General features: G+C 67.6%; 20 protein-coding genes and 5 tRNA genes. 12 read left to right on the top strand and 13 right to left on the bottom strand.

The genetic code is table 11. The features are described 5' to 3' along the window. Positions 1–125: 125 nt before the first annotated feature. The 6 genes from pgi to pcnB form a co-directional block, all read right to left on the bottom strand. Positions 126–1,637 (bottom strand): glucose-6-phosphate isomerase, encoded by a 1,512-nt coding sequence (gene pgi, locus ACIGII_RS07995; protein ID WP_399636658.1) that lies wholly within the window; start codon positions 1,635–1,637, stop codon positions 126–128. Next, positions 1,634–2,014, bottom strand: a complete 381-nt coding sequence (gene panD / locus ACIGII_RS07990; protein ID WP_068850963.1) for an aspartate 1-decarboxylase — start codon at positions 2,012–2,014, stop codon at positions 1,634–1,636. Before panD ends, pgi begins: the two co-directional genes overlap by 4 nt. Before the next feature lie 745 nt (positions 2,015–2,759). Then, positions 2,760–3,602, bottom strand: a complete 843-nt coding sequence (gene panC, locus ACIGII_RS07985) for a pantoate--beta-alanine ligase (RefSeq protein ID WP_399636661.1) — start codon at positions 3,600–3,602, stop codon at positions 2,760–2,762. Further along, on the bottom strand, positions 3,599–4,414 hold the full coding sequence (gene panB / locus ACIGII_RS07980) for a 3-methyl-2-oxobutanoate hydroxymethyltransferase (RefSeq protein WP_399636664.1): 816 nt from the start codon (positions 4,412–4,414) through the stop codon (positions 3,599–3,601). Before panB ends, panC begins: the two co-directional genes overlap by 4 nt. 31 nt (positions 4,415–4,445) lie before the next feature. After that, positions 4,446–4,934, bottom strand: a complete 489-nt coding sequence (gene folK / locus ACIGII_RS07975) for a 2-amino-4-hydroxy-6-hydroxymethyldihydropteridine diphosphokinase (protein WP_399636666.1) — start codon at positions 4,932–4,934, stop codon at positions 4,446–4,448. A gap of 3 nt (positions 4,935–4,937) precedes the next feature. Continuing rightward, positions 4,938–6,308 carry a polynucleotide adenylyltransferase PcnB gene (gene pcnB, locus ACIGII_RS07970; protein ID WP_399636669.1) on the bottom strand — a complete coding sequence of 457 codons (1,371 nt, stop codon included), beginning with the start codon at positions 6,306–6,308 and terminating at the stop codon, positions 4,938–4,940. Positions 6,309–6,358: 50 nt separating this feature from the next. Between pcnB and ACIGII_RS07965 the strand changes: the two genes are divergently transcribed. After that, positions 6,359–6,433, top strand: a tRNA-Glu gene (locus ACIGII_RS07965). 60 nt (positions 6,434–6,493) lie between these two features. On the opposite strand, the gene ACIGII_RS07960 is transcribed toward ACIGII_RS07965, so the two are convergent. After that, a complete protein-coding gene (locus tag ACIGII_RS07960) occupies positions 6,494–7,915 on the bottom strand; it encodes a sugar porter family MFS transporter (RefSeq protein WP_399636672.1) in 1,422 nt (473 codons plus the stop codon). Between the two features lie 246 nt (positions 7,916–8,161). Here ACIGII_RS07960 and fdxA point away from each other — a divergent pair, with 246 nt between their 5' ends. Further along, on the top strand, positions 8,162–8,485 hold the full coding sequence (gene fdxA / locus ACIGII_RS07955) for a ferredoxin FdxA (RefSeq protein WP_399636674.1): 324 nt from the start codon (positions 8,162–8,164) through the stop codon (positions 8,483–8,485). A gap of 310 nt (positions 8,486–8,795) precedes the next feature. Here the strand turns inward: fdxA and ACIGII_RS07950 are convergent, their stop codons facing one another. Continuing rightward, positions 8,796–9,308, bottom strand: a complete 513-nt coding sequence (locus ACIGII_RS07950) for a hypothetical protein (RefSeq protein ID WP_399636678.1) — start codon at positions 9,306–9,308, stop codon at positions 8,796–8,798. Between the two features lie 28 nt (positions 9,309–9,336). After that, positions 9,337–10,230: a 4-hydroxy-tetrahydrodipicolinate synthase gene (gene dapA / locus ACIGII_RS07945; RefSeq protein ID WP_399636679.1), complete on the bottom strand. Its 894-nt coding sequence runs from the start codon at positions 10,228–10,230 to the stop codon at positions 9,337–9,339. Positions 10,231–10,391: 161 nt separating this feature from the next. Between dapA and ACIGII_RS07940 the strand changes: the two genes are divergently transcribed. The 9 genes from ACIGII_RS07940 to ACIGII_RS07900 all read left to right on the top strand — a co-directional run bounded on the left by ACIGII_RS07940 (position 10,392) and on the right by ACIGII_RS07900 (position 15,568). Beyond that, positions 10,392–10,952, top strand: coding sequence for a glycine cleavage system protein R (locus ACIGII_RS07940; protein ID WP_102945763.1), 561 nt, complete (start codon positions 10,392–10,394; stop codon positions 10,950–10,952). Positions 10,953–11,033: 81 nt separating this feature from the next. Then, positions 11,034–11,513, top strand: a complete 480-nt coding sequence (locus ACIGII_RS07935; RefSeq protein ID WP_399636681.1) for a peroxiredoxin — start codon at positions 11,034–11,036, stop codon at positions 11,511–11,513. Between the two features lie 81 nt (positions 11,514–11,594). Then, complete coding sequence (locus ACIGII_RS07930; RefSeq protein ID WP_399636683.1) at positions 11,595–12,995, top strand: PhoH family protein; 1,401 nt, start codon at positions 11,595–11,597, stop codon at positions 12,993–12,995. Continuing rightward, on the top strand, positions 12,992–13,495 hold the full coding sequence (locus ACIGII_RS07925; RefSeq protein ID WP_399636685.1) for a hypothetical protein: 504 nt from the start codon (positions 12,992–12,994) through the stop codon (positions 13,493–13,495). Before ACIGII_RS07930 ends, ACIGII_RS07925 begins: the two co-directional genes overlap by 4 nt. Positions 13,496–13,550: 55 nt before the next feature. Beyond that, complete coding sequence (gene thiD / locus ACIGII_RS07920) at positions 13,551–14,360, top strand: bifunctional hydroxymethylpyrimidine kinase/phosphomethylpyrimidine kinase (RefSeq protein ID WP_184124073.1); 810 nt, start codon at positions 13,551–13,553, stop codon at positions 14,358–14,360. Further along, positions 14,357–15,196, top strand: a complete 840-nt coding sequence (locus tag ACIGII_RS07915) for an alpha/beta fold hydrolase (protein WP_399636688.1) — start codon at positions 14,357–14,359, stop codon at positions 15,194–15,196. The genes thiD and ACIGII_RS07915 overlap by 4 nt, the downstream gene beginning before the upstream one ends. A gap of 61 nt (positions 15,197–15,257) precedes the next feature. Next, positions 15,258–15,334: transfer RNA gene (locus ACIGII_RS07910), tRNA-Arg, on the top strand. A 56-nt stretch (positions 15,335–15,390) separates the two neighbouring features. Beyond that, positions 15,391–15,467, top strand: a tRNA-Arg gene (locus ACIGII_RS07905). A 24-nt stretch (positions 15,468–15,491) separates the two neighbouring features. Then, positions 15,492–15,568: transfer RNA gene (locus ACIGII_RS07900), tRNA-Arg, on the top strand. 78 nt (positions 15,569–15,646) lie between these two features. On the opposite strand, the gene ACIGII_RS07895 is transcribed toward ACIGII_RS07900, so the two are convergent. Together ACIGII_RS07895 and ACIGII_RS07890 are read right to left on the bottom strand one after the other, a co-directional pair. Then, positions 15,647–16,789: an alpha/beta hydrolase family protein gene (locus tag ACIGII_RS07895; RefSeq protein ID WP_399636689.1), complete on the bottom strand. Its 1,143-nt coding sequence runs from the start codon at positions 16,787–16,789 to the stop codon at positions 15,647–15,649. Positions 16,790–16,926: 137 nt separating this feature from the next. Beyond that, positions 16,927–17,850, bottom strand: coding sequence for a LysR family transcriptional regulator (locus tag ACIGII_RS07890; RefSeq protein ID WP_399636691.1), 924 nt, complete (start codon positions 17,848–17,850; stop codon positions 16,927–16,929). Positions 17,851–17,991: 141 nt separating this feature from the next. On the opposite strand from ACIGII_RS07890, the gene ACIGII_RS07885 reads away from it, so the two are divergent. Next, positions 17,992–18,693 carry a pirin family protein gene (locus ACIGII_RS07885; RefSeq protein WP_399636694.1) on the top strand — a complete coding sequence of 234 codons (702 nt, stop codon included), beginning with the start codon at positions 17,992–17,994 and terminating at the stop codon, positions 18,691–18,693. Positions 18,694–18,738: 45 nt separating this feature from the next. Here the strand turns inward: ACIGII_RS07885 and ACIGII_RS07880 are convergent, their stop codons facing one another. Then, positions 18,739–19,887, bottom strand: coding sequence for an aldo/keto reductase (locus tag ACIGII_RS07880; RefSeq protein ID WP_399636697.1), 1,149 nt, complete (start codon positions 19,885–19,887; stop codon positions 18,739–18,741). A 146-nt stretch (positions 19,888–20,033) separates the two neighbouring features. Continuing rightward, a tRNA-Ser gene (locus ACIGII_RS07875) sits at positions 20,034–20,126 on the bottom strand. Positions 20,127–20,166: the final 40 nt, after the last annotated feature.

The following is a 20,166-nucleotide window of genomic DNA, read 5'->3' as shown; positions in this document are numbered from 1 at the left end:
TCGACCGTTGGTCGATACGCCCCCCGGTAGGTATCGACCATTGGTCGATGCGCCCCCCCGGTAGGTATCGACCATTGGTCGATGCGCCCCCCCGGTAGGTATCGACCGTTGGTCGATACTGCTTGTCAGCGAAGCCGCCCCAGCAGCTCCAGCGTCACCGGATCGGTAATCCCATGCGCTTCGCCCTGCAGCGCCGGCAGCAGCTGGCTGGCCAGCTGCTTGCCAAGCTCCACGCCGAACTGGTCGAAGGCATTGATGTTCCAGACCAGCGACTGCACGTACACGGCGTGTTCGTACATCGCGATCAGCGCCCCCAGCGACTGCGGGGTCAACGCGTCCAGCAGGATCAGCGTGCTCGGGCGGCCGCCCGGATACTCGCGGTGCGGATCGTCGCTGCCCTGGCCGTTGGCCAGTGCTTCGGTCTGCGCCAGCAGGTTGGCCATCAGCGCCTGGTGGTTGATCTGATAGGGGTCGTCGTTGTGCACGCAGCCGATGAAATCGGCCGGGATCACGCTGGTGCCCTGGTGCAGCGCCTGGAAGAAGCTGTGCTGCACGTCGGTGCCCGCCCCGCCCCACCACACCGACACGGTGTCGCTGCCCACCGGGCTGCCGTCGAGCTGCACGCGCTTGCCCAGGCTTTCCATCACCAGCTGCTGCAGGTAGGCCGGCAGCAGCGCCAGGCGCTGGTCGTAGGTCATCACCGCATGGGTGGCATGGCCAAGCAGGTTGCGGTTCCAGATGTCGGTGAGCGCGTGCAGCACCGGCAGGTTGCGGTCCAGCGGCGCGTTGAGCGCGTGTGAGTCCATCTCGGCGGCACCGGCCAGCAGCCGTTCGAAACGCGCGAAGCCGATCGCCAGCGCGATCGGGAAGCCGACCGCCGACCACAGCGAATAGCGCCCGCCCACCCAGTCCCACATCGGCAGCACGCGGCCGGCAGCAATCGAGAAGGCCTTGGCGGCACGCTCGGGGTTGGCGCTGACCGCGTACAGGCGGTCGCTGCCGCCCAGCCAGTCGTGCAGGATCTGCCCGTTGAGCAGGGTTTCCTGGGTGCCGAAGGTCTTGGAAATGAGGATGCCGGCGGTGGTGGCCGGATCGAGCATGGCCAGGGTGCGCTGCATGGCGGCGCCGTCGACGTTGGACACGAAATGCACGCGGAAACGCGCGCCGCTCACCGGGCGCAGGGCATCGGCGACCAGGCGCGGGCCAAGATCGGAACCGCCGATGCCAACGCTGACGATGTCGGTGACGTTGGTCTTTTCGAGCGCGGCGATCAGCTCGCCCATCTGGGCGCGCACCTTGGCGGCGGTGGCGAAGGCGTCAGCGGCAACCGGCGCACCACTCACATCGCCACGCAGGGCGGTGTGCAGGGCGGCGCGGCCTTCGGTGACGTTGACCGTCTCACCGCGGAACAGGCGCTGGAAGCCGCCGGCGACATCGCGCTCGGCGGCCAGCTGCAGCAGCGCATCCAACGCCGCGCGGTCGTACTTCTGCCGCGCGAAGTTGGCATACAACGGACCGACCCGCAGCCCCAGCGATTGTGCGCGACCGGGTTCGGCGGCGATCAGTGCGGGGATGCTCGCGCCACGCAGGCGCTGGGCATGGGAGTGAAGCGGGTCTAGTCCGTTGTTCTGTGTCATGCGGCCTGGGTCGGGATGCTGTCGTTGGTGTGGGAGATCTGGTTGTTGCCGTCCACATATACCAACTTCGGGCGGAAGCTGTCAGCTTCTTCTTCGCTCATGCTGGCAAAGGCGGCGATGATGATGATGTCACCGACCTGCACGTGGCGCGCGGCGCCACCGTTGAGCGAGACGACGCCGCTGCCGGCCTCGGCACGGATGGCATAGGTGGAGAAGCGCGCACCGTTGGTGACGTCCCAGATGTGCACCTGTTCGAACTCACGGATGCCGGTAGCCAGCAGCAGGTTGTCATCGATGGCGATGGACCCTTCATAGTTCAGCTCCGAATGGGTCACGGTGGCGCGGTGGATCTTGGTCTTGAGCAGGGAGAGGTGCATGGCACGGGACGACGTAAAGGAAAGGGAAATTCTAGCACCCGGGGGGGCTGCGGCAGGGCAGGCCCCTGCGCTGCTGTGAGCGGTTCAGGCAGATGAGGGGCTGCGGGGTTGAGCGCCTCAGTGCAGACAGCATTCGACAGGTTGCGGATCGCCGGGCGTTGCCCGGCTGCTGATGGAATCGAGCGAACAGCCTGTGGCTGAGGCGATGCCTGGCTTGGGCGGGTCGGGGCGGGTTCGTGGGGGACGCCGTGAACCCATCCATGGGGCTTGGTCGCGGCATCCATGCCGCTCACACCCCCACAAACCCGCCCCGACCCGCCTTTTGACAGTGTGTCGTTGCCACGGGAAAGGCGGAGGACGGCCGTTGGCCGTCAACTGGCCTCGATTTGGGTCATGCGTAACCGAACGTTGATCCGTTCACGGCGGTTGTTTGGGAACCAACCCTACCGGGTCGCGGCGCCCGACTGTTGCCGACCAACGGTCTGCATTCCGCGTTTCCCGTGGCCTAAAGCCAACTGTCGGAGGGTCGGCCGGGGCGGGTTTGCGGGACCGTAGAAAACATGGATGTTTTCTACGAGCCCCCATGGACGGGTTCACGGCGTGTCCCGCAAACCCGCACCGGTCGACCCAGCTCAGACCAAGGCTCAGCTATCGGCTGTTTGCCAAGTTGCGTGAAGCAGTCGGCCTTGGGGCCGACTGCCAAGGGATCCAGCGCAATCCGTTGCTGGCGCTCACCCGATCGCTATCAGAACTCGAGGTTGTCGATGAGGCGGGTGGTGCCGATGCGCGCGGCGATCAGGGCCACGCGGTTGCCGTCTTCGCTGTCGGCCGGCTCGGACAGGTCCGGCTTGCGCACGACCGCGTAATCGACCTGGAACCCGGCGGCCTGCAGGGCGGCAGCGGCTTCGGCTTCGATCGTGCTGCGCGCTTTGCCGGCGATGAAGCCTTCGCGCATGCCCAGCAGCACCTGGTGGATGGTGGTCGAGACCGGGCGCTGCTCGGCGTTGAGGTACTGGTTGCGCGAGCTCATGGCCAGGCCGTCGGTTTCGCGCACGATGTCGCCGCCCACGATCTGGATCGGGAAGGCCAGGTCTTCCACCATCTGGCGGATCACCGCCAGCTGCTGGTAGTCCTTCTTGCCGAAGGCAGCCACGTCCGGCTGAACCTGGTTGAACAGGCGCGAGACTACGGTGCACACGCCGTCGAAGTGGCCCGGGCGGTGGGCGCCTTCGAGCAGGCTGGAAATGCCCGGCACGTTCACGCTGGCCGCCAGTTCCACCCCGAACGGGTACATCGACTCGACCGTGGGCAGCCACAGCACGTCACAGCCGGCCTGCTCCAGTCCGGTGGTGTCGGCTTCCGGGGTGCGCGGGTAGCGGGTGAAGTCTTCGTTCGGGCCGAACTGGGTCGGGTTGACGAACACGCTGGAGACCACGCGGTCGGCGTATTGCTTTGCCAGGGTGACCAGGGAGTAATGGCCGGCGTGCAGGTTGCCCATGGTGGGGACCAGCGCGACGCGCAGGCCCTCGCGCTTCCAGCCGTTGACGACGGCGCGCAGGCGGGACAGTTCGGTGACGGTGTCGATCATGAGGCGTAGGCGTGTTCTGCGTCGGGGAAGGAGCCGTCGCGCACGGCGTCGGCGTAGGCACGGACCGCGCCGGCGACCGACCCGCCTTCGGCAAGGAAATCCTTGACGAACTTGGGACGGCGGTGGCCGCTGTCCAGGCCGAGGAAATCGTGCAGCACCAGCACCTGCCCGTCGCACTGCGGGCCGGCACCGATGCCGATGGTGGGCACCGACACCGCGGCGGTGACCTCTGCAGCCACCGGCGACGGCAGGCATTCGAGCACCATCATGCTGGCACCCGCCTCGACAACGGCCTTGGCATCTTCAACCAGCTGGCGGGCCGCATCGCCGCGGCCCTGCACGCGGTACCCGCCCAGGCGCAGCACCGACTGCGGGGTCAGGCCCAGGTGCGAACACACCGGGATCTCGCGATCCACCAGGTAACGGATGACGTCCAGCTTGAAGCCGGCGCCTTCGATCTTGACCATCTCCGCGCCGGCCTGGAGCAGGCGCAGCGAGGCCTCGAAGGCGCGCTCAGGGGTGGCATCGGCACCGAACGGCAGGTCGGCGATCAGCAGCGCGCGGGTCAGCACCCGGGCCACGCAGGCGGTGTGGTAGACCATGTCGTCGGTGGTCACCGGCAGGGTCGAATCGTGCCCCTGCACCACCATGCCCAGCGAATCGCCGATCAGGATCAGGTCGACGCCATTGGCGTCGAAGGTGCGCGCGAAGCCTGCATCGTAGGCGGTCAGCATGACCAGCTTCTGGCCGTTGCGCTTGGCCTCGGCCAAGGCGGGCACGGTCCAGGGCTTGCTGTCTGCGTGGGTACTCATGAGCTGATAACCGGTGGCGATAAGCCCCGCATTATCCTCCTATTGGGGCGATCCCGCTGGCCTCGATACGCATCGCAGCATCCTGCACGCGGCCCTGCCCCGGAATCAGCGCCTCCGGCGCGATCTCCGCCAGCGGCAGCAGCGCGAAGGCGCGCTCGTGCAGGTAGGGGTGCGGCACCTTCAGCTGCGGCAGGTCGATCACCGCATCGCCATACAGCAGCAGGTCCAGGTCCAGCGTGCGCGGGCCCCAGTGCACGGCCGGGTCGCGGACCCGGCCGAAATCGCGCTCGATGCCCAGCAGCGCCTCCAGCAGGGCGGTCGGCGCCAGCCCGGTATCAAGCACCGCAGCAGCGTTGATGAAGGCCGGCTGGTCTTCATTGCCCCAGGCCGGGGTGGTGTACAGCTGCGATCGCGCCCGCAGCGTGGTCAGCGGCAACGCGGCCATCGCCGCGAACGCGCCGCGCAGGGTCTGCGCGGCGTCGCCCAGGTTGGCACCCAGTCCGATACAGGCCAGGGTCACCGGTTACTCGCCTGCGGCCCCACCAGGGCGACGACGGCGGCGACGGCGCTTGCGCGGTGCCCCGTTCTCGTCGAGCTCGACATCGGTGTGCGCCGCGTCCAGCGTGGAATCCAGCTCGGGGCCGGACTGCAGCTGGGCCTCGCGCCAGAAGTCCACGTCGGCCGCGTGCTCGCTGGACGCCACCTGGCGCAGGGCGAGGAAGTCGAAGGCGGCGCGGAAGCGCGGATGGGTCAGGGTGCGGATCACGCGCTTGCGCTGGCGCGAACTGAAGCGCCCCTGCAGCAGCCAGATCTCCTGCATCGGCAGCGAGAACCGCCGCGGCAGCGCGATGGTGGTCAACTGGTGCAGGGTGACCCGGTCGGCGGCGCGGCGCTGCGCCTCCTCCAGCGCCACGCCCTGCTTCTGCAGGGTGGCCAGCGCACGGCAGAAGGCCGGCCACAGCAACAGCGCGAACAGGAACGAGGGCGACACCGGCTCGTCGTTGGCCACGCGCTGGTCGGTGTTGCCCAGGCCTTCGATCACCATGCGGCGCAGCGCGCCACTGCGGTTGCTGCGCAGCGCTGCGGCACTTTCCGGGAACATCACGTCGAGCAGGCCGTAGCGCTCCAGCCCTTCGAAGCTGGCCACGCCGTGCCCGGACAGGAACAGCTTGAGCACCTCCTCGAACAGGCGCGCGGGCGCGGCTTCGCCGAGCAGGCTGGCCAGGCGCGGCAGCGGTTCGGCGGTCGCCTGGTCGATCTGGAAGCCCAGCTTGGCCGCCAGGCGTACCGCGCGCAGCATGCGCACCGGATCTTCCTGGTAGCGCTTTTCCGGGTCGCCGATGAGTTTCATCAGGCGCGCCTGCACGTCTTCGAAGCCGCCGGTGTAGTCGCGCACCGAAAAGTCTTCGATGGCGTAGTACAGCGCGTTGCAGGTGAAGTCGCGGCGCACGGCATCGTCTTCGATGCTGCCGTACACGTTGTCGCGCACCAGCATGCCGTTTTCCATTTCGCGGTCGCCGCTGCCGTCATCGATGTTGGCGCGGAAGGTCGCCACTTCGATGATTTCGCGGCCGAACACCACATGCGCCAGGCGGAAACGGCGCCCGATCAGGCGGCAGTTGCGGAACAGCGACTTGACCTGTTCGGGCGTGGCGTCGGTGGCCACGTCGAAATCCTTGGGGTTGCCGCCGACCAGCAGGTCGCGCACGGCGCCGCCCACCAGGTAGGCGCCGAAGCCCGACTCACGCAGCCGGTACAGAACGCGCAGGGCGTTGGGGCTGATGTCCTTGCGGGAGATGTTGTGCTGGTCGCGGGGGATCACGCGCAGACTGAACGGTGATGTAGCGGAGGAATTGATGTTGGCGCTTCCGGTTGAAGTTTCGGGATTGCCCAATGGCATCGAGGTCCATATACTAGCGCGCTGCGCAGTTCGCGACAAAGCATGCTCCCTTCGTCTAGAGGTTAGGACGTGGCCCTCTCAAGGCTAAAACAGGGGTTCGAGTCCCCTAGGGAGCACCACTGCCGTGCAGCAGCAATGAAAAACCCCGCCTCGGCGGGGTTTTTGCGTTGGGGGGCGCCCTACCCCTCCATCTGTTCGAGCTCCCGGCCCTTGGTCTCGCGGACGTAGCGCAGGACGAAGAAGATCGAGGCCACGGCGGCCACGGTGTAGATGCCGTAGGCCCCGGCCAGGCCGATGCCGGCCAGCAGGATCGGGAAGGACACGGTGATGGCGAAGTTGGCGCTCCACTGCGCGGCGCCGGCGACGGCCAGGCCCGAGCCGCGGATCTGGTTGGGGAACATTTCGCCCAGCATCACCCACATCACCGGGCCCCAGGACATGTTGAAGAACACGACGTAGACGTTGGCCGCCACCAGCGCCAGCCGGCCCATGCCGTCGGACAGCTGCAGGTGCCCGTCAGCCAGGGTGCCGCTGGAGAAGGCCACGACCATCAGCGCCAGCGCCACGGACATGCCGACCGACCCGACCCACAGCAGCGGCTTGCGCCCGATGCGGTCGATCAGGACCACGGTCAGCAGGCAGGCGCCGATGCTGAGCGCACCGGACAGCACATTGATCAGCAGGGCGTCGTTTTCGGAGAAGCCGACCGCCTGCCACAGCACCGCGCCGTAGTAGAAGACCACGTTGATGCCGACCAACTGCTGGAACACGGCCAGGCCGATGCCGATCCAGACGATGCGGCGCAGCTTGCCGCTGGCCTTGTCGACCAGGTCGGACAGGCGCGGGCGATGCTGGTCCTGGGCCAGCGAGCCTTCGATCTCGGCGATCTTGGCCTGGGCTTCCACCGGTCCATACAGGCGGGTCATCACCTCCAGGGCTTCGGCGCGACGCCCTTTCACCACCAGGTAGCGCGGGCTCTCCGGGATCGCCAGCAGCAGTACCAGGAACAGCGCGGAGGGAATGGCCTGCATCCAGAACATCCAGCGCCACGCGGCCTGGCCCAGCCACAGGGCTTCGGTGGAGGCGCCGGCGGCGCGGGCGAGCAGGTAGTTGCTCAGGAAGGCGCAGAACAGGCCGCTGATGATGGCGATCTGCTGCACCGTGGCCAGCCGCCCGCGATAGCGGGCCGAGGCGACTTCGGCAATATAGGCAGGCGACATCACGCTGGCGGCGCCGACGGCGATACCGCCGACGACACGGGCGATCACGAAGGCGAGCGAGCTGTGCGCGGCACCGGCGCCCAGGGCGGACAGCAGGAACATGACGGCGGCGATGATCAGCACGCCGCGCCGGCCGATGCGGTCGCCCAGGCGACCGGCGAAGAAGGCGCCGACCGCGCAGCCGAGCAGCATGGAGGCAACCTCGAAGCCGATCCCGGCTTCGCTGGACTGGAAGGTCTGTTTGAGTCCGTCGACGGTGCCGTTGATCACGCCGCTGTCGAACCCGAACAGGAACCCGCCGATGGTGGCGACGCAGCTGATCAGGACAATGAAGGAGGTGTTTTCGCCACGGGTGGCGTTGGCTGCAAGTGTGGTGGACATAAGGGTCCTGGCAGGAGTGGGACGACGACGGTCGGCGCAGCGGTTACTCGTTCAGCAGGTTGTCACACGTCCCTACCGCTGCACAGGGGGCCGCGAAGGCCGGTCTGGCGGCCGGTTGGCCGTCCTCCTGTCTACCGGTAGGCATCGGCATCTAACCCTACCGACCGCCCCCGGCGCATCGTGCACTGCGACAAAGCCGCAACTGTTCTAGAATTGTCCGGCTTACTGTCGGATCCAGATCCTGCCATGCCCTTTGTCGTCACCGAAAACTGCATCAAGTGCAAACACACCGATTGCGTGGAAGTGTGCCCCGTGGACTGCTTCCACGAGGGTCCGAACTTCCTGGTGATCGACCCGGACGAGTGCATCGACTGCACCCTGTGCGAGCCCGAATGCCCGGTCAACGCGATCTTCCCCGAAGACGACGTGCCCGCCGGGCAGGAAACCTTCGTGGAACTCAACGCCGAGCTGGCCAAGGCCTGGCCGGTGCTGACCGTGCGCAAGGACCCGCCTGCGGATGCCGGCGACTGGGACGGGGTACCGGACAAGCTCCAGTTCCTGGAGCGGTGAATATCTGAAAAAGGCGCCTTGGGCGCCTTTTTCTTTGGATTGCGGTGGTTGGCTTGGAGCCGGGCGTTGCCCGGCTTCCTGCATTGTGGCGAACAGCTGGGGCCTGCAAACGTTCCCTTGCTTGGGCCGGCGGGGGCGGGTATGCGGCGTCCCCCACAAACCCGCCCCGACCCGCCTTAGCCAGGGATCGGATCAGCCAAGGGCTGTTCGCCAAAAAGCATGAAGCCGGGCAAAGCCCGGCTCCAAGGGGTTGCATGCAATCCGGGGCAGCCAGGCAGGGCCTGGCTCTACGGCGTCCCGGGTTGCTGCGTTACTGCGCCAGCTTGGCCTTCAGCTCGCCGAGCAGCTTGGTCGGGGCTGCGCCGGTGGCCGGGAGGCCGCGCGGGTCGACGGCCGAGATGTAGGCGCCGGCTTCGACGGCGACCACGCGGACCAGGAAATCGCTGCCTTCATAGTTCACGTCGAACGAGCCCAGCAGCTGGGCCTTGCTGGCGATCTTCACGCCGTCCACCGACTCCAGCGCGGTGCCGACCTTGCCGAACACCTCTTCCTTGCTGCCCGGAATGGTGAAGCCGGCGTTGTTGGCAGCCGCTGCCGGCGCCTGCGCCGGCTTGGCCGCCTGCGATGCCAGCACCGGCACCTGCGCGCCCGGGTTGTTGCCCGGCGCGTTCAGGTCCGGCGGCACTTCCAGCGGACGCACTTCCGGCGCCATGGCGTAGTCGCCGCGGGCACCCCGCTTGAAGCAGCCGGTGGTGCCGATCAGCGTGGCAGTGGCCACGATCGCAAACGACAGGACGCGGAGGACGGAAACGGATTGACGCATGTGGATCTCCTGGGTCAGGCCACTGATGTCAGTGGCTGGAAAGGGCTTCGAGCGCACCGATGTCGGTGGCCAGGTGTTCGGCGGCGGCGTGGTGGGCGGCCGACAGCGGCAGCAGCGGCAGGCGCAGACCATGGCCGATGCCGATCCGGCGCAGCAGGTCCTTCACCGGAATGGGGTTGGGCTCAACCCCGCAGAATTCATGGAACGGTTCCAGGCGGGCATCCCAGGCTTCGGTCGCCTCGCGCTCGCCCGCCGCCGCCAGGTCGCACATGCGCCGGTAGGCGCCCGGCAGCGCGTTGGAACCGACCGAGATCAGCCCGTCCACGCCCGACAGGATCGAACGCGCGGCGGTGCCGTCGTCGCCGCTGAGGACGGCGAAGCCCGGCGAACGCAGGGCCAGCAGGGCCTGGACCCGGCCAACGTCGCCAACCGCTTCCTTGATCCCGACGATGTTCGCGTGCGTGGCCAGCTCGGCCACCGTCTCCGGCAGCATGTCGCAGCCGGTCCGGCCCGGCACGTTGTACAGGATGACCGGAAGGCCGCCCTGGTCGGCCACCGCGCGGTAGTGCGCGACCAGCCCGGCCTGGGTCGGGCGCACGTACGGCGGGGTCACCACCAGCGCGTGGGTGGCGCCGTTGGCGGCCGCCCGGCGGGTCTGCTCGATCGTTTTGGCCGTTCCCGACAGGCCGGTCCCGGCCAGCACCGGGACCCGCCCGGCGACCGTTTTGACCGCGCTGCGCAGCAGCTGGTCGTATTCGTCATCGGACAGGGTCGCGGCTTCGCCGGTCGAACCGGCGACTACCACCCCGTGAACGCCACCCTCCAGTTGCAGGTGCAGCAGGCGCTGCCAACCGTCGGGATCCAATGCGCCATTGGCCTGGAAAGGCGTGGCCAGCGCGGTGATGAGACCGGAAAGGGACAAGGAAACGATGCTCGGAAGAAAGGGGGACGCAGGCCACGCAAACGGCGGCCGGACGCACGTTGCATGTTACTTGCGGGTCGAAAGCGCGGGCAAGTATGCTGGACTCCGGCGAACGTGCCGTTCGGCACCGTTCAGACTCACCCCGCATTACCGGAACTTCCTTGACCGACTCCACGCCGCGGCCTGCGCCGACCGAAAACCACCTCCTGATCAACGCCTATACGACGCATCCGGAGTCTCCCCTGCTGCCCGTCACCCGGCGCATTGCCGACAGTGGCTGCAACCTGGTCGATGCCCGCCTGTCCACCGTGGGCCGGGACGTCTCGGTCACCGCCCTGGCCACCGGCTCCTGGGACGCGGTCGCCAAGCTGGAAGCCATGCTGACCCGGCTCGAGCGCGAGGAAGGCCTCAAGCTGGTCTGGTACCGCACCGGCGCCAAGCAGGCGCAGTCCAACCTGCTGCCCTACATCGTCGAAGTGATCGCCGCCGACAAGCCCGGCATCCTGTTCCAGCTGGCCGACTTCTTCGACCGCCAGGGCATCACCATCGAAAACCTGCAGAGCACCCGCTACCGCGCCATGCAGACCGGTGCGGAGATGTTCTCGGCGCAGGTCACCATCGGGGTGCCGGCCAACATGCACATCGCCGCGCTGCGCGACGATTTCCTCGAATTCTGCGACCACCTCAACCTGGACGCGATCATGGACCCGATGAAGTTCTGACGGCTTCGCGCGTTCATCACGAACGCGCGGTGTTTCATGCAGTTGCAAGACGCGTCACTCAGGCTCCGCAGCAAGGACCTCATGAACAACGGCGATACCCTGGACAGCACCACCCTCGCCCTCCCGCTGGCCTTGTCCGGCGGCGACCACACCACCCTCGGCGGCCTCGCCGGCCAGTGGCTGGTGCTGTACTTCTACCCCAAGGACAGCACCCCGGGCTGCACCACCGAGGGCATCGACTTCAATGCCCTGCTGCCGACGTTCAAGCGTGCCGGCGCCCGGGTGTTCGGCGTCTCCCGCGACTCGGTCAAATCCCACGACACCTTCTGCGCCAGGCAGGGCTTTGCCTTCCCGCTGGTCAGCGATGGCGACGAAGCGCTGTGCAGCGCGTTTGATGTAATCAAGCTGAAGAACATGTACGGCAAGCAGGTGCGTGGCATCGAACGCAGCACCTTCCTCATTTCTCCCGACAGTCGTATCGTGCAGTCGTGGCGCAAGGTGAAAGTCGCCGGCCACGCCGAAGCCGTCCTTGACGCCCTGAAGGCCGCGAAAACCCAGTGACCCACCGGTACCCCACATTGGCCATCACCCTGCCCCGCAGGTCGTGATGGCGTGTCCCTGTTCTGCCACCAGGAAATGACGATGACCCGAGGCAAGCGCATCTACGTTCTGGATACCAACGTGCTCATGCACGATCCAACCGCGCTGTTCAAGTTCGAGGAGCATGATGTCTACCTGCCGATGCAGGTGATCGAAGAGCTGGACAACGGCAAGAAGGGCACCTCCGAAGCGAGCCGCAACGCCCGCCAGGTGAGCCGCTTCCTCAACGAGCTGGTGCAGGCCTCGGGCCTGGACAACCTGGCCGACGGCATTCCGCTGCAGCGCCCCAACGGGCTGCAGCTGCGCGGCAAGCAGAGCGTGGGCCTGCTGCGCTTCCAGACCAGCCATTTCGATGCCGGCAAGAGCTTCGGCGCGGTGATTCCGGACAACGCCATCCTCGGTGCGATCCTGGCCCTCAAGGAACAGGTCCCCGAGATCCCGGTGGTGTTCGTCTCCAAGGACATCAACCTGCGCATCAAGGCGGCCATCGCCGGGATCGTCTCGGAAGACTACGAGAATGATCGCGCGCTGGACGACTTCAGCCTGCTCTATACCGGTGCCACCGAACTGCCGGAAGACTTCTGGAAGAAGCACACCGAGGACCTGCGCAGCTGGAGCGACAAGGGCCGCACCAGCTACGAGATCCTGGCCAGGGATGACGAAGACTGGCACCCCAACCAGTACGCCTACCTGCCGGGCGAGGACGACGTCGAACTGCGGGTGGCCAAGGTCGACGGCAGCGGCAAGGTGGTCCTGTCGCTGGTCAACGATTTCCGCCATGGCAGCCATGCGGTGTGGGGCATCAGCGCGCGCAACCGCGAGCAGAACTTCGCGCTCAACGCACTGATGGACCCGGAGATCGATTTCGTCACGCTGCTGGGTACCGCCGGCACCGGCAAGACCCTGCTGGCGTTGGCCGCCGGCCTGGCCCAGACCATGGACCAGCAGCGCTACCGCGAAATCATCATGACCCGCGCCACGGTCAGCGTCGGCGAGGACATCGGTTTCCTGCCGGGTACCGAAGAAGAAAAGATGACCCCGTGGATGGGCGCGCTGACCGACAACCTGGAAGTGCTCACCCATACCCAGGAAGGCGGTGCCTGGGGTCGTGCGGCCACCAATGACCTGATCGCCAGCCGGATCAAGATCCGCTCGCTGAACTTCATGCGCGGGCGCACGTTCCTGTCGCGCTACCTGATCCTGGACGAGGCGCAGAACCTCACGCCCAAGCAGATGAAGACCCTGATCACCCGTGCCGGCCCCGGCACCAAGATCGTCTGCCTGGGCAACGTCGAACAGATCGACACGCCGTACCTGACCGAAACCACCTCGGGCCTGACCTACGCGGTGGACCGCTTCAAGAACTGGCCGCACAGCGCGCACATCACGCTGCGCCGTGGCGAGCGTTCGCGCCTGGCCGATTACGCTTCGGAGGTGTTGTGAACCGTTACCTGTCCCGTGCGTTGCTGCCACTGGTGCTGGCGGCCGTGGCAGCTGCCTGCACGCCTGCCAACACCCGCCCCGGCGCCACCGTGCCGACGGCGGTCAAGACCGGCCAGTCGTGGGTGGTCACCCGCCCGCTGGTGGTTGCCCAGGTCCTGGATACCTGCTCCCGTCCCAGCCCCGGCCAGACGCCGGGGCGGGTCACCGGCTACTGGGCACCCAGCCGCCAGCAGGTCGAACAGCTGGAAAGCCGGTTGCCCGCACTGGAAGCGCAGGTACCCAACGTCACCGATTTCGACCGCCAGTATGTCGGCATCGAAGTGGAAGGGCGCAAGCTGATCTACCTCAACGCCTTCCACCTGCCCGACCACGGCGACATGGACCCCGCGCGCGAAGCGATCCGCGTGTGCGATGGTGGCAACCAGTTCTGGGGCGCGCTGTTCGATCCGACCAGTGGCGAGTTCTCCGAGCTGCAGTTCAACGGCGGCTTCGGCGGGTAGCGCCACGCGCTGCGTGGCTGCCGCTACGTCCGGGGCGGCATGGCACAATCGCGAAATGAGCCCTTCCACCCCCGTGTCCGTCCTCACCATCGCCGGTTCCGATTCCGGCGGTGGTGCCGGCATCCAGGCCGACCTGAAAGCCTTCGCCGCGCACCGCGTGCACGGGTTGTCGGCGATTGCCGCGCTCACCGCGCAGAACACCCGTGGCGTGACCGCCGTCCACGTGCCGCCCCTGGATTTCCTGCAGGCACAGATCGATGCCTGCTTCGCCGATTTCGACATCCATGCGGTCAAGCTGGGCATGCTGGCCAACGCCGAGGTGATCGGTCTGGTCGCCGACGCGCTGGAAAAGCATCGCCCCACCCACGTGGTGCTGGATCCGGTGATGGTGGCCACCAGTGGCGCGCGCCTGCTAGAAGACAGCGCCCTGGACGCGCTGCGCACGCGACTGCTGCCGCTGGCCACGCTGCTTACCCCGAACACCCCGGAAGCCGAACTGCTGCTCGGCCGTCGCATCGTCAGCGCCGATGACGCGGAGGATGCCGCCATCGCACTGCTCGACCTCGGCGCCGGTGCGGTATTGCTCAAGGGTGGCCACATGGCCGAAGGCGCGCGCGTGATCGATCGCTACTTCGATGGTGTCACCCGCGAGGAGTTCAGCCACGCCCGACTGCCGGTGGACGCGCACGGCACCGGCTGCACGCTGGCATCGGCGATCGCCGCGCAGCTGTGCTGCGGGTTGTCGCTGCCCAACGCCTGCGAAGCCGCCATCGACTACGTCGCGCGCGGCCTGCAGGGCGGCTACACGCCCGGCCGCAGCGAAGTGCTGGTGCTGGATCACTTTGGCGCGGCGCGCCCGGCATGACGCGCGCGCTGGCGGTACCGGTCCAGAGCGACGATGGCCATCGCTTCGAACTGATCGGGCGCGTGCCCACGCAGCCGCGCGCGCAGCTGCTGTGGCTGCCGGCGCTGGGCGTGTCGGCGCGCAATTACCAGGCGTTCGCCGATGCACTGGCGGCATGCGGCATCAGCGTGTTCCTGCACGAGTGGCGCGGCAACGGCAGCAGCAGCCTGCGCCCGTCGCGCACGCAGGATTGGGGCTATCGGGAAATCCTCGAACAGGACCTGCCAGCCAGCCTGGCGGCGGTGCGCCTGCACGGCAACGCGCCGCTGATCATCGGCGGGCACAGCCTGGGCGGGCAGCTGGCCTGCGTGTTCGCCGGGCAGCACCCGGACCTGTTCGCCCGGTTCTGGCTGGTGGCCACCGGCACCCCGTTCTGGCGAACGTTCCCCGCCCCGCGCCGCTGGGCCCTGCCGCTGGTGTACCGGTTCCTGCCGTGGCTGGCGCAGCGCCAGGGCGTCCTGCACGGGCGCCGCCTCGGCTTCGGGGGCACCGAGGCGCGTGGCCTGATCCGCGACTGGGCACGCGTGGGCCTGAACAACCACTACGCCGGCACCGGCATCCACGCGGACCTGGAGGGCGGCATGCGGCGACTGCGCGGCCAGGCCAGCGCGGTGGTGATGGCCGACGACTGGTTCGCTCCGCCGGGCTCGATGCAGGGGCTGTTGGCGAAGCTGCCCCAGGTCGTTTCCACATTGTCGGTCCTGCCCGCAGGCGCACTGGGAACCCGGGCAGATCACTTCGCATGGATGAAGTCGCCGGAGGCCGTGGTGAAGGCGCTTTTTCATTCATTTGAATGAAGCCCTTCACAAAAACGTTGACGGATGCGGTGTCGATCCGCATAATTCCGCTCCTGTTGACGCGCCCGTAGCTCAGTTGGATAGAGTACCTGGCTACGAACCAGGCGGTCGGGAGTTCGAATCTCTCCGGGCGCACCATCAACAGGCTGGCAGTTTCGCCGCTGCCGGTGGCTTCAAGAAAACGTGATGTAAATGCGCCCGTAGCTCAGTTGGATAGAGTACCTGGCTACGAACCAGGCGGTCGGGAGTTCGAATCTCTCCGGGCGCACCATTACATCGCGGCGACATTGCAAATGCGCCCGTAGCTCAGTTGGATAGAGTACCTGGCTACGAACCAGGCGGTCGGGAGTTCGAATCTCTCCGGGCGCACCATTGCAGGGTTGGAAAAAAGGCAGCCGATGGCTGCTTTTTTTGTGCGCGCCCGTCGACGCCGCCACGCAGGGCGTGGCGCTACATGACGTCGGATCGTGGAGCCTCGCCGTGCGTGGCTGCCACAGCCTCCGCCGGCAGCGCCGGGGCCGGACAGGCGCCGCCCGCGTGATCGTCATGTGCCAACCAGTCATCCACCACCCCGCCGAGCAGGTCCAGCCGCAACGGCAGGCTGATGTGGTCTTCGCCGCGCAGTTCGAGGTAATGCACGCGGTTGCTGGCCGCTGCGATCAGGCGGCCCTGCCCCACCGGCACGTGCGCGTCCTGCTGGCCGTGCAGCAGCAGCACGCAGGCACGGGTGCCGGCCACCGCGCGGGTCACGTCCACGCGGTCCAGGTCCAGGTCCAGCCGCTGGCTGGCCGCGGCGATCACCTCGTCGATGTCCTGCCCGCCGTAGCGCCAGCGCCCGTACGCGGCCATCGCCTGCGCCTTCCACGCAGTGGGCTGCAGCGACATCAGGTGCGGGATCATGCTGCGGATGGCATCGCCGGCATTGGCGAACGACTCCATCGCCACCACGCCGGCGACCTGGTCACCCAGCTTGTCGGCCGTGAACAGTGCGGTGGCGGCGCCATAGGACACCCCGAACAGATACAACGGCCCGCGCACTTCACCGCGCGCACGCAGCGCCGCGATCACGTCGATCACATCGTCCGATTCGAAGGTGCCATACCCCGAAGGCCCCGCGCCGGAATGGCCATGGTTGCGCAGGTCGATGGTAACCACGCGATAGCCGGCCTGGGCCAGCTGCAACGACCACGGCAGCATCGCATCGCCGTTCATCATCCAGCCGTGCAGCAGCACCACGGTGCCGCGCGGCGGCAGCGCCTTGAACGGCCGCGGCACCGACAGCTGCAACCCGGTATCCAGTGGCTCGCCGTTTTCGTGGTGCTGCGGCAGGTACCGGTAGCGCAGCCCGTAGTTGCCGGGATCGAAAGCACGCCAGAACAGAGGTACGCCGGCACGGCCGGTCACGAAACCGTGCCGGTTCGGCACCGCCTCCACCGCCTCGGCGATGCGCGCGGTATCCAGCAGCGTGGATACCCCGCCCGGCGCAACCAGCCGGTCGCTGAGCGAGGTCGAGGCAGCGGAAGAGGTGAGCGAGGAGCACGCGGCCAGCCACAGGCCGGCCCCGGCCAGCAACAGCAGCAGCAGGCGTTTCATGGGCGCAGGGGTTCACGGTGAGCCGCGCAGGGTAGCGGGCCTGCGCGGGGCGCTCTACCGCAATTGGATGACCGAATGGTGACACTGTGGGGAATGTTCAGGGTCTACCTGCGCGCCCAGCCACGCAGCGCGTGGCGCTACAACCAGTCCTGCATGGTCTCCCACCACCCCTGCATGCGCCCGGGGGCGCGCATCCGCTCCCGCCACCAGCGCAGTGCCGCACCCTCCTCGCCGGTGCGCCAGGCCAGCCAGAACGTCTCGTCGGGCTTGGGCTCCTCCACCTGCCGCACCACCAGCGTGCCCTGCGCCACTGCGGCCTGCACGTAAAGCTCGGGCAGGAAGCCGAATCCCAGCCCTGCGCACTGCAGGCGGAACTTGCTCAGCATGTCCGGCACGGTCACGGTTTCCTGCCCCATCAACAGCCCGACCGTACGCGGCAGCAGGCGGCGCGCCGAGTCGGCCACGGCGATCGCGCAATGTGCGGCCAGCTCCTCACGGGTCAGCGGCGCGCTGCCGGCGGCCAGGGGGTGGCCGGGCGCCACCGCGAACACGAACCGCACCACGCCCAGCGGCTCCACCACATAGCCGCCGCCACTGGGGCCCTCACCGGCGGCGCCCACCAGCAGGTCCGCGCGCCGGTCCAGCAGCGCTTCCCAGGTGCCGGACAGGGCTTCGCTGATCAGCCGGACGCGGGTCTGTTCGGCCACCTGGCTGAAGGCCCGCACGTCTTCGGCCAGCAGCGCCGGCTGGAACATCGAATCCAGCGCCACGGTCAGCTCGGCCTCCCACCCGGAGGCGACCCGGCGCACCCGCATTTCCAGCTCGCGCGCGGCGCGCAGCAGGTGCCGCCCTTCCTCCAGCAGCGCGACGCCGGCTTCGGTCAGCTCCGCGCGCGGCCCCACCCGGTCGAACAGCTGCACCCCCAGGTCCTGCTCCAGCTTGGACACGGTATAGGAAATGGTCGAGGGCACCTTGTGCAGCTCCTTGCCGGCAGCGGCAAACGAGCCGCGGCGGTCGATGGCGTCCAGGATCTGCAGGGCGTCGAGGCTGAGCTTGAGCATTCGAAAATTTCGATGATGGCTGCCAAAACTATCCGTTTTTCAAACCCCGGACGCAAGCGGATACTGGGCCCCAACAGGAAAGGGACTGGCCCACACCACCCTTACCGCCATCGAAACCATCGAACACGAAGGAGAACCACCATGCTGCAGATCCGCAAGAGCGCTACCCGTGGCCAGGCCAACCATGGCTGGCTGAACTCCCAGCACACCTTCTCCTTTGCCGGCTACTACGACGCGCGCTACACCAGCTTCGGCCCGCTGCGGGTGATCAACGAGGATAAGGTGATCGGCGGCCAGGGCTTCGGCACCCACAGCCACAGCAACATGGAGATCGTCTCCTACGTGCTGGGCGGCGCGCTGGAACACAAGGACTCGATGGGCACCGGCTCGGTGCTGCGCTACGGCGACGTGCAGCGCATGAGTGCCGGCAGCGGTGTCAGCCACAGCGAGTTCAACCACTCGGCCGACGAAACCGTGCACTTCCTGCAGATCTGGCTGTTCCCGGACACCAAGGACATCACCCCGAGCTACCAGGAGACGCATTTCGCCCCGGACGCCAAGCGCGGCCAGCTGCGCCTGATCGCCTCGAAGGAGGGCCGCGACGGCTCGCTGCTGATCCACCAGGACGCGAACATCTACGCCACGATCCTGGATGGTGATGATCGCGTGCACCTGCCCCTGGCGCCGCGCCGCGGTGCTTACGTGCAGGTCGCTCGTGGCCAGCTGCAGGTCAACGGCATCACCCTGGAGACCGGCGATGCACTGCAGGTCACCGACGAAGCGCAGTTGACCCTGGAACATGCCAACGACGCCGAAGTACTGGTGTTCGACCTGCCGCTGTAACACAACGCACCCGAACGCCCCGGATCACCGGGGCGTTCGCGCGGGTCAGGCGCCAGGCACCGGTGCGTCCTGCGCGATCAGGCCGGCCTGCTTCAGCTCGGCCCAGAAATCGGGCGGAATCGCCACCGACATCGAGGCCACGTTGGCCTGGACCTGTTCGGCAGTGCGCGCGCCCGGAATCACCGCCGACACCACGTCGGGGGCATCGGCGAACTGCAGCGCGGCCGTGCGCAGGTCGACGCCGTGGCGATCGCAGAGGGCCTGCACCGCGGCGCGCTTCTTCGGCGCCCACGCCGGTACCGTACCGTCGTAGAGATAGCGATCGCGCCCGGCCAGGTAACCAGCCAGCAGCGGCGCGCCCACCACCACCGACGCGCCGTGCCGGGCGATCGCCGGGAAGGTGCCGCGCAGGGCCGCTTCATGGTCGAGCAGCGAGTACTGGCAGGCCAGCAGGAAGATGTCCGGGTCGGCCTCCTCGATGGCGCGCAGGGCGGGTTCGGGACGATTGACGCCGAATCCCCACGCCTTGATCAGGCCTTCCTCGCGCATCCGGGTGAGCGCCGGCATGGCGCCCTTGGCCGCTTCGGCAAAGCGCTGCTCCCACGGCATCCCCAGGTCCTTCTCGTTGTCAGGCGACAGATCGTGGATGAACACCACGTCCAGCTGTGCCACGCCCAACCGGTTGAGGCTGTCCTCCACCGAGCGCCGCACGCCGTCGGCCGAGTAATCGTAGCGGTAGTGGAACGGCGAGGGCTCCTTCCACATGGTCGGCTGCAGTTCGCCGGCGGTGGCGGTCAGCAGCCGGCCCACCTTGGTCGACACCGTGTACTCGCGCGCCGGATGGTTGTGCAGGTGGTGGCCATAGCGCCGCTCGCTCAGGCCCAGGCCGTACCAGGGCGAGGTGTCGAAATAACGCACCCCGGCGGCATACGCGGCGGCCAGGGTCTGCTCGCTCTGCGCGTCGGTCGCAGGGGCAAACCCATTGCCGATGGCCACGCCGCCCAGGCCCAGCCGGGTGTGCGGGCGAAACCGGCCCTGCCCCGTGGACTGGTTGGTGGCCAGGGGCTGCGCATTGGCGCGGCCGCGCGTGGGCAACACGCTGCCGGGTCCGGCGGACTGGGCCATCAGCGGTGCGCTGGCCAGCGCGGCAGTGCCGGCGGCGGCAACGGAGAGGAAGTGGCGGCGTGGGTTCACGGCGGCTCCTGGTGCAGGGGAAGCCCCTAGCCTCGCAGGTGCGCAGTGGACAGCGTGCGGCGACAGCGTCAACGCAGCGGCAACAGCCACGGTCGGCACACAAAGAAAAAGGCCTTCGTACGTGCGTACGAAGGCCTTTTCTTAACTGGCGGAGCGGGAGGGATTCGAACCCTCGATACAGTTTTTGGCCGTATACTCCCTTAGCAGGGGAGCCCCTTCAGCCACTCGGGCACCGCTCCAGATTTCGTGTGTCGCCGCTGCGTGTTTCTTCTCAGCGGG

This window comes from Stenotrophomonas sp. NPDC077420, from assembly GCF_044543385.1.
Lineage (GTDB): Bacteria > Pseudomonadota > Gammaproteobacteria > Xanthomonadales > Xanthomonadaceae > Stenotrophomonas.
This window is presented reverse-complemented; position numbering and strand designations above follow the sequence as displayed.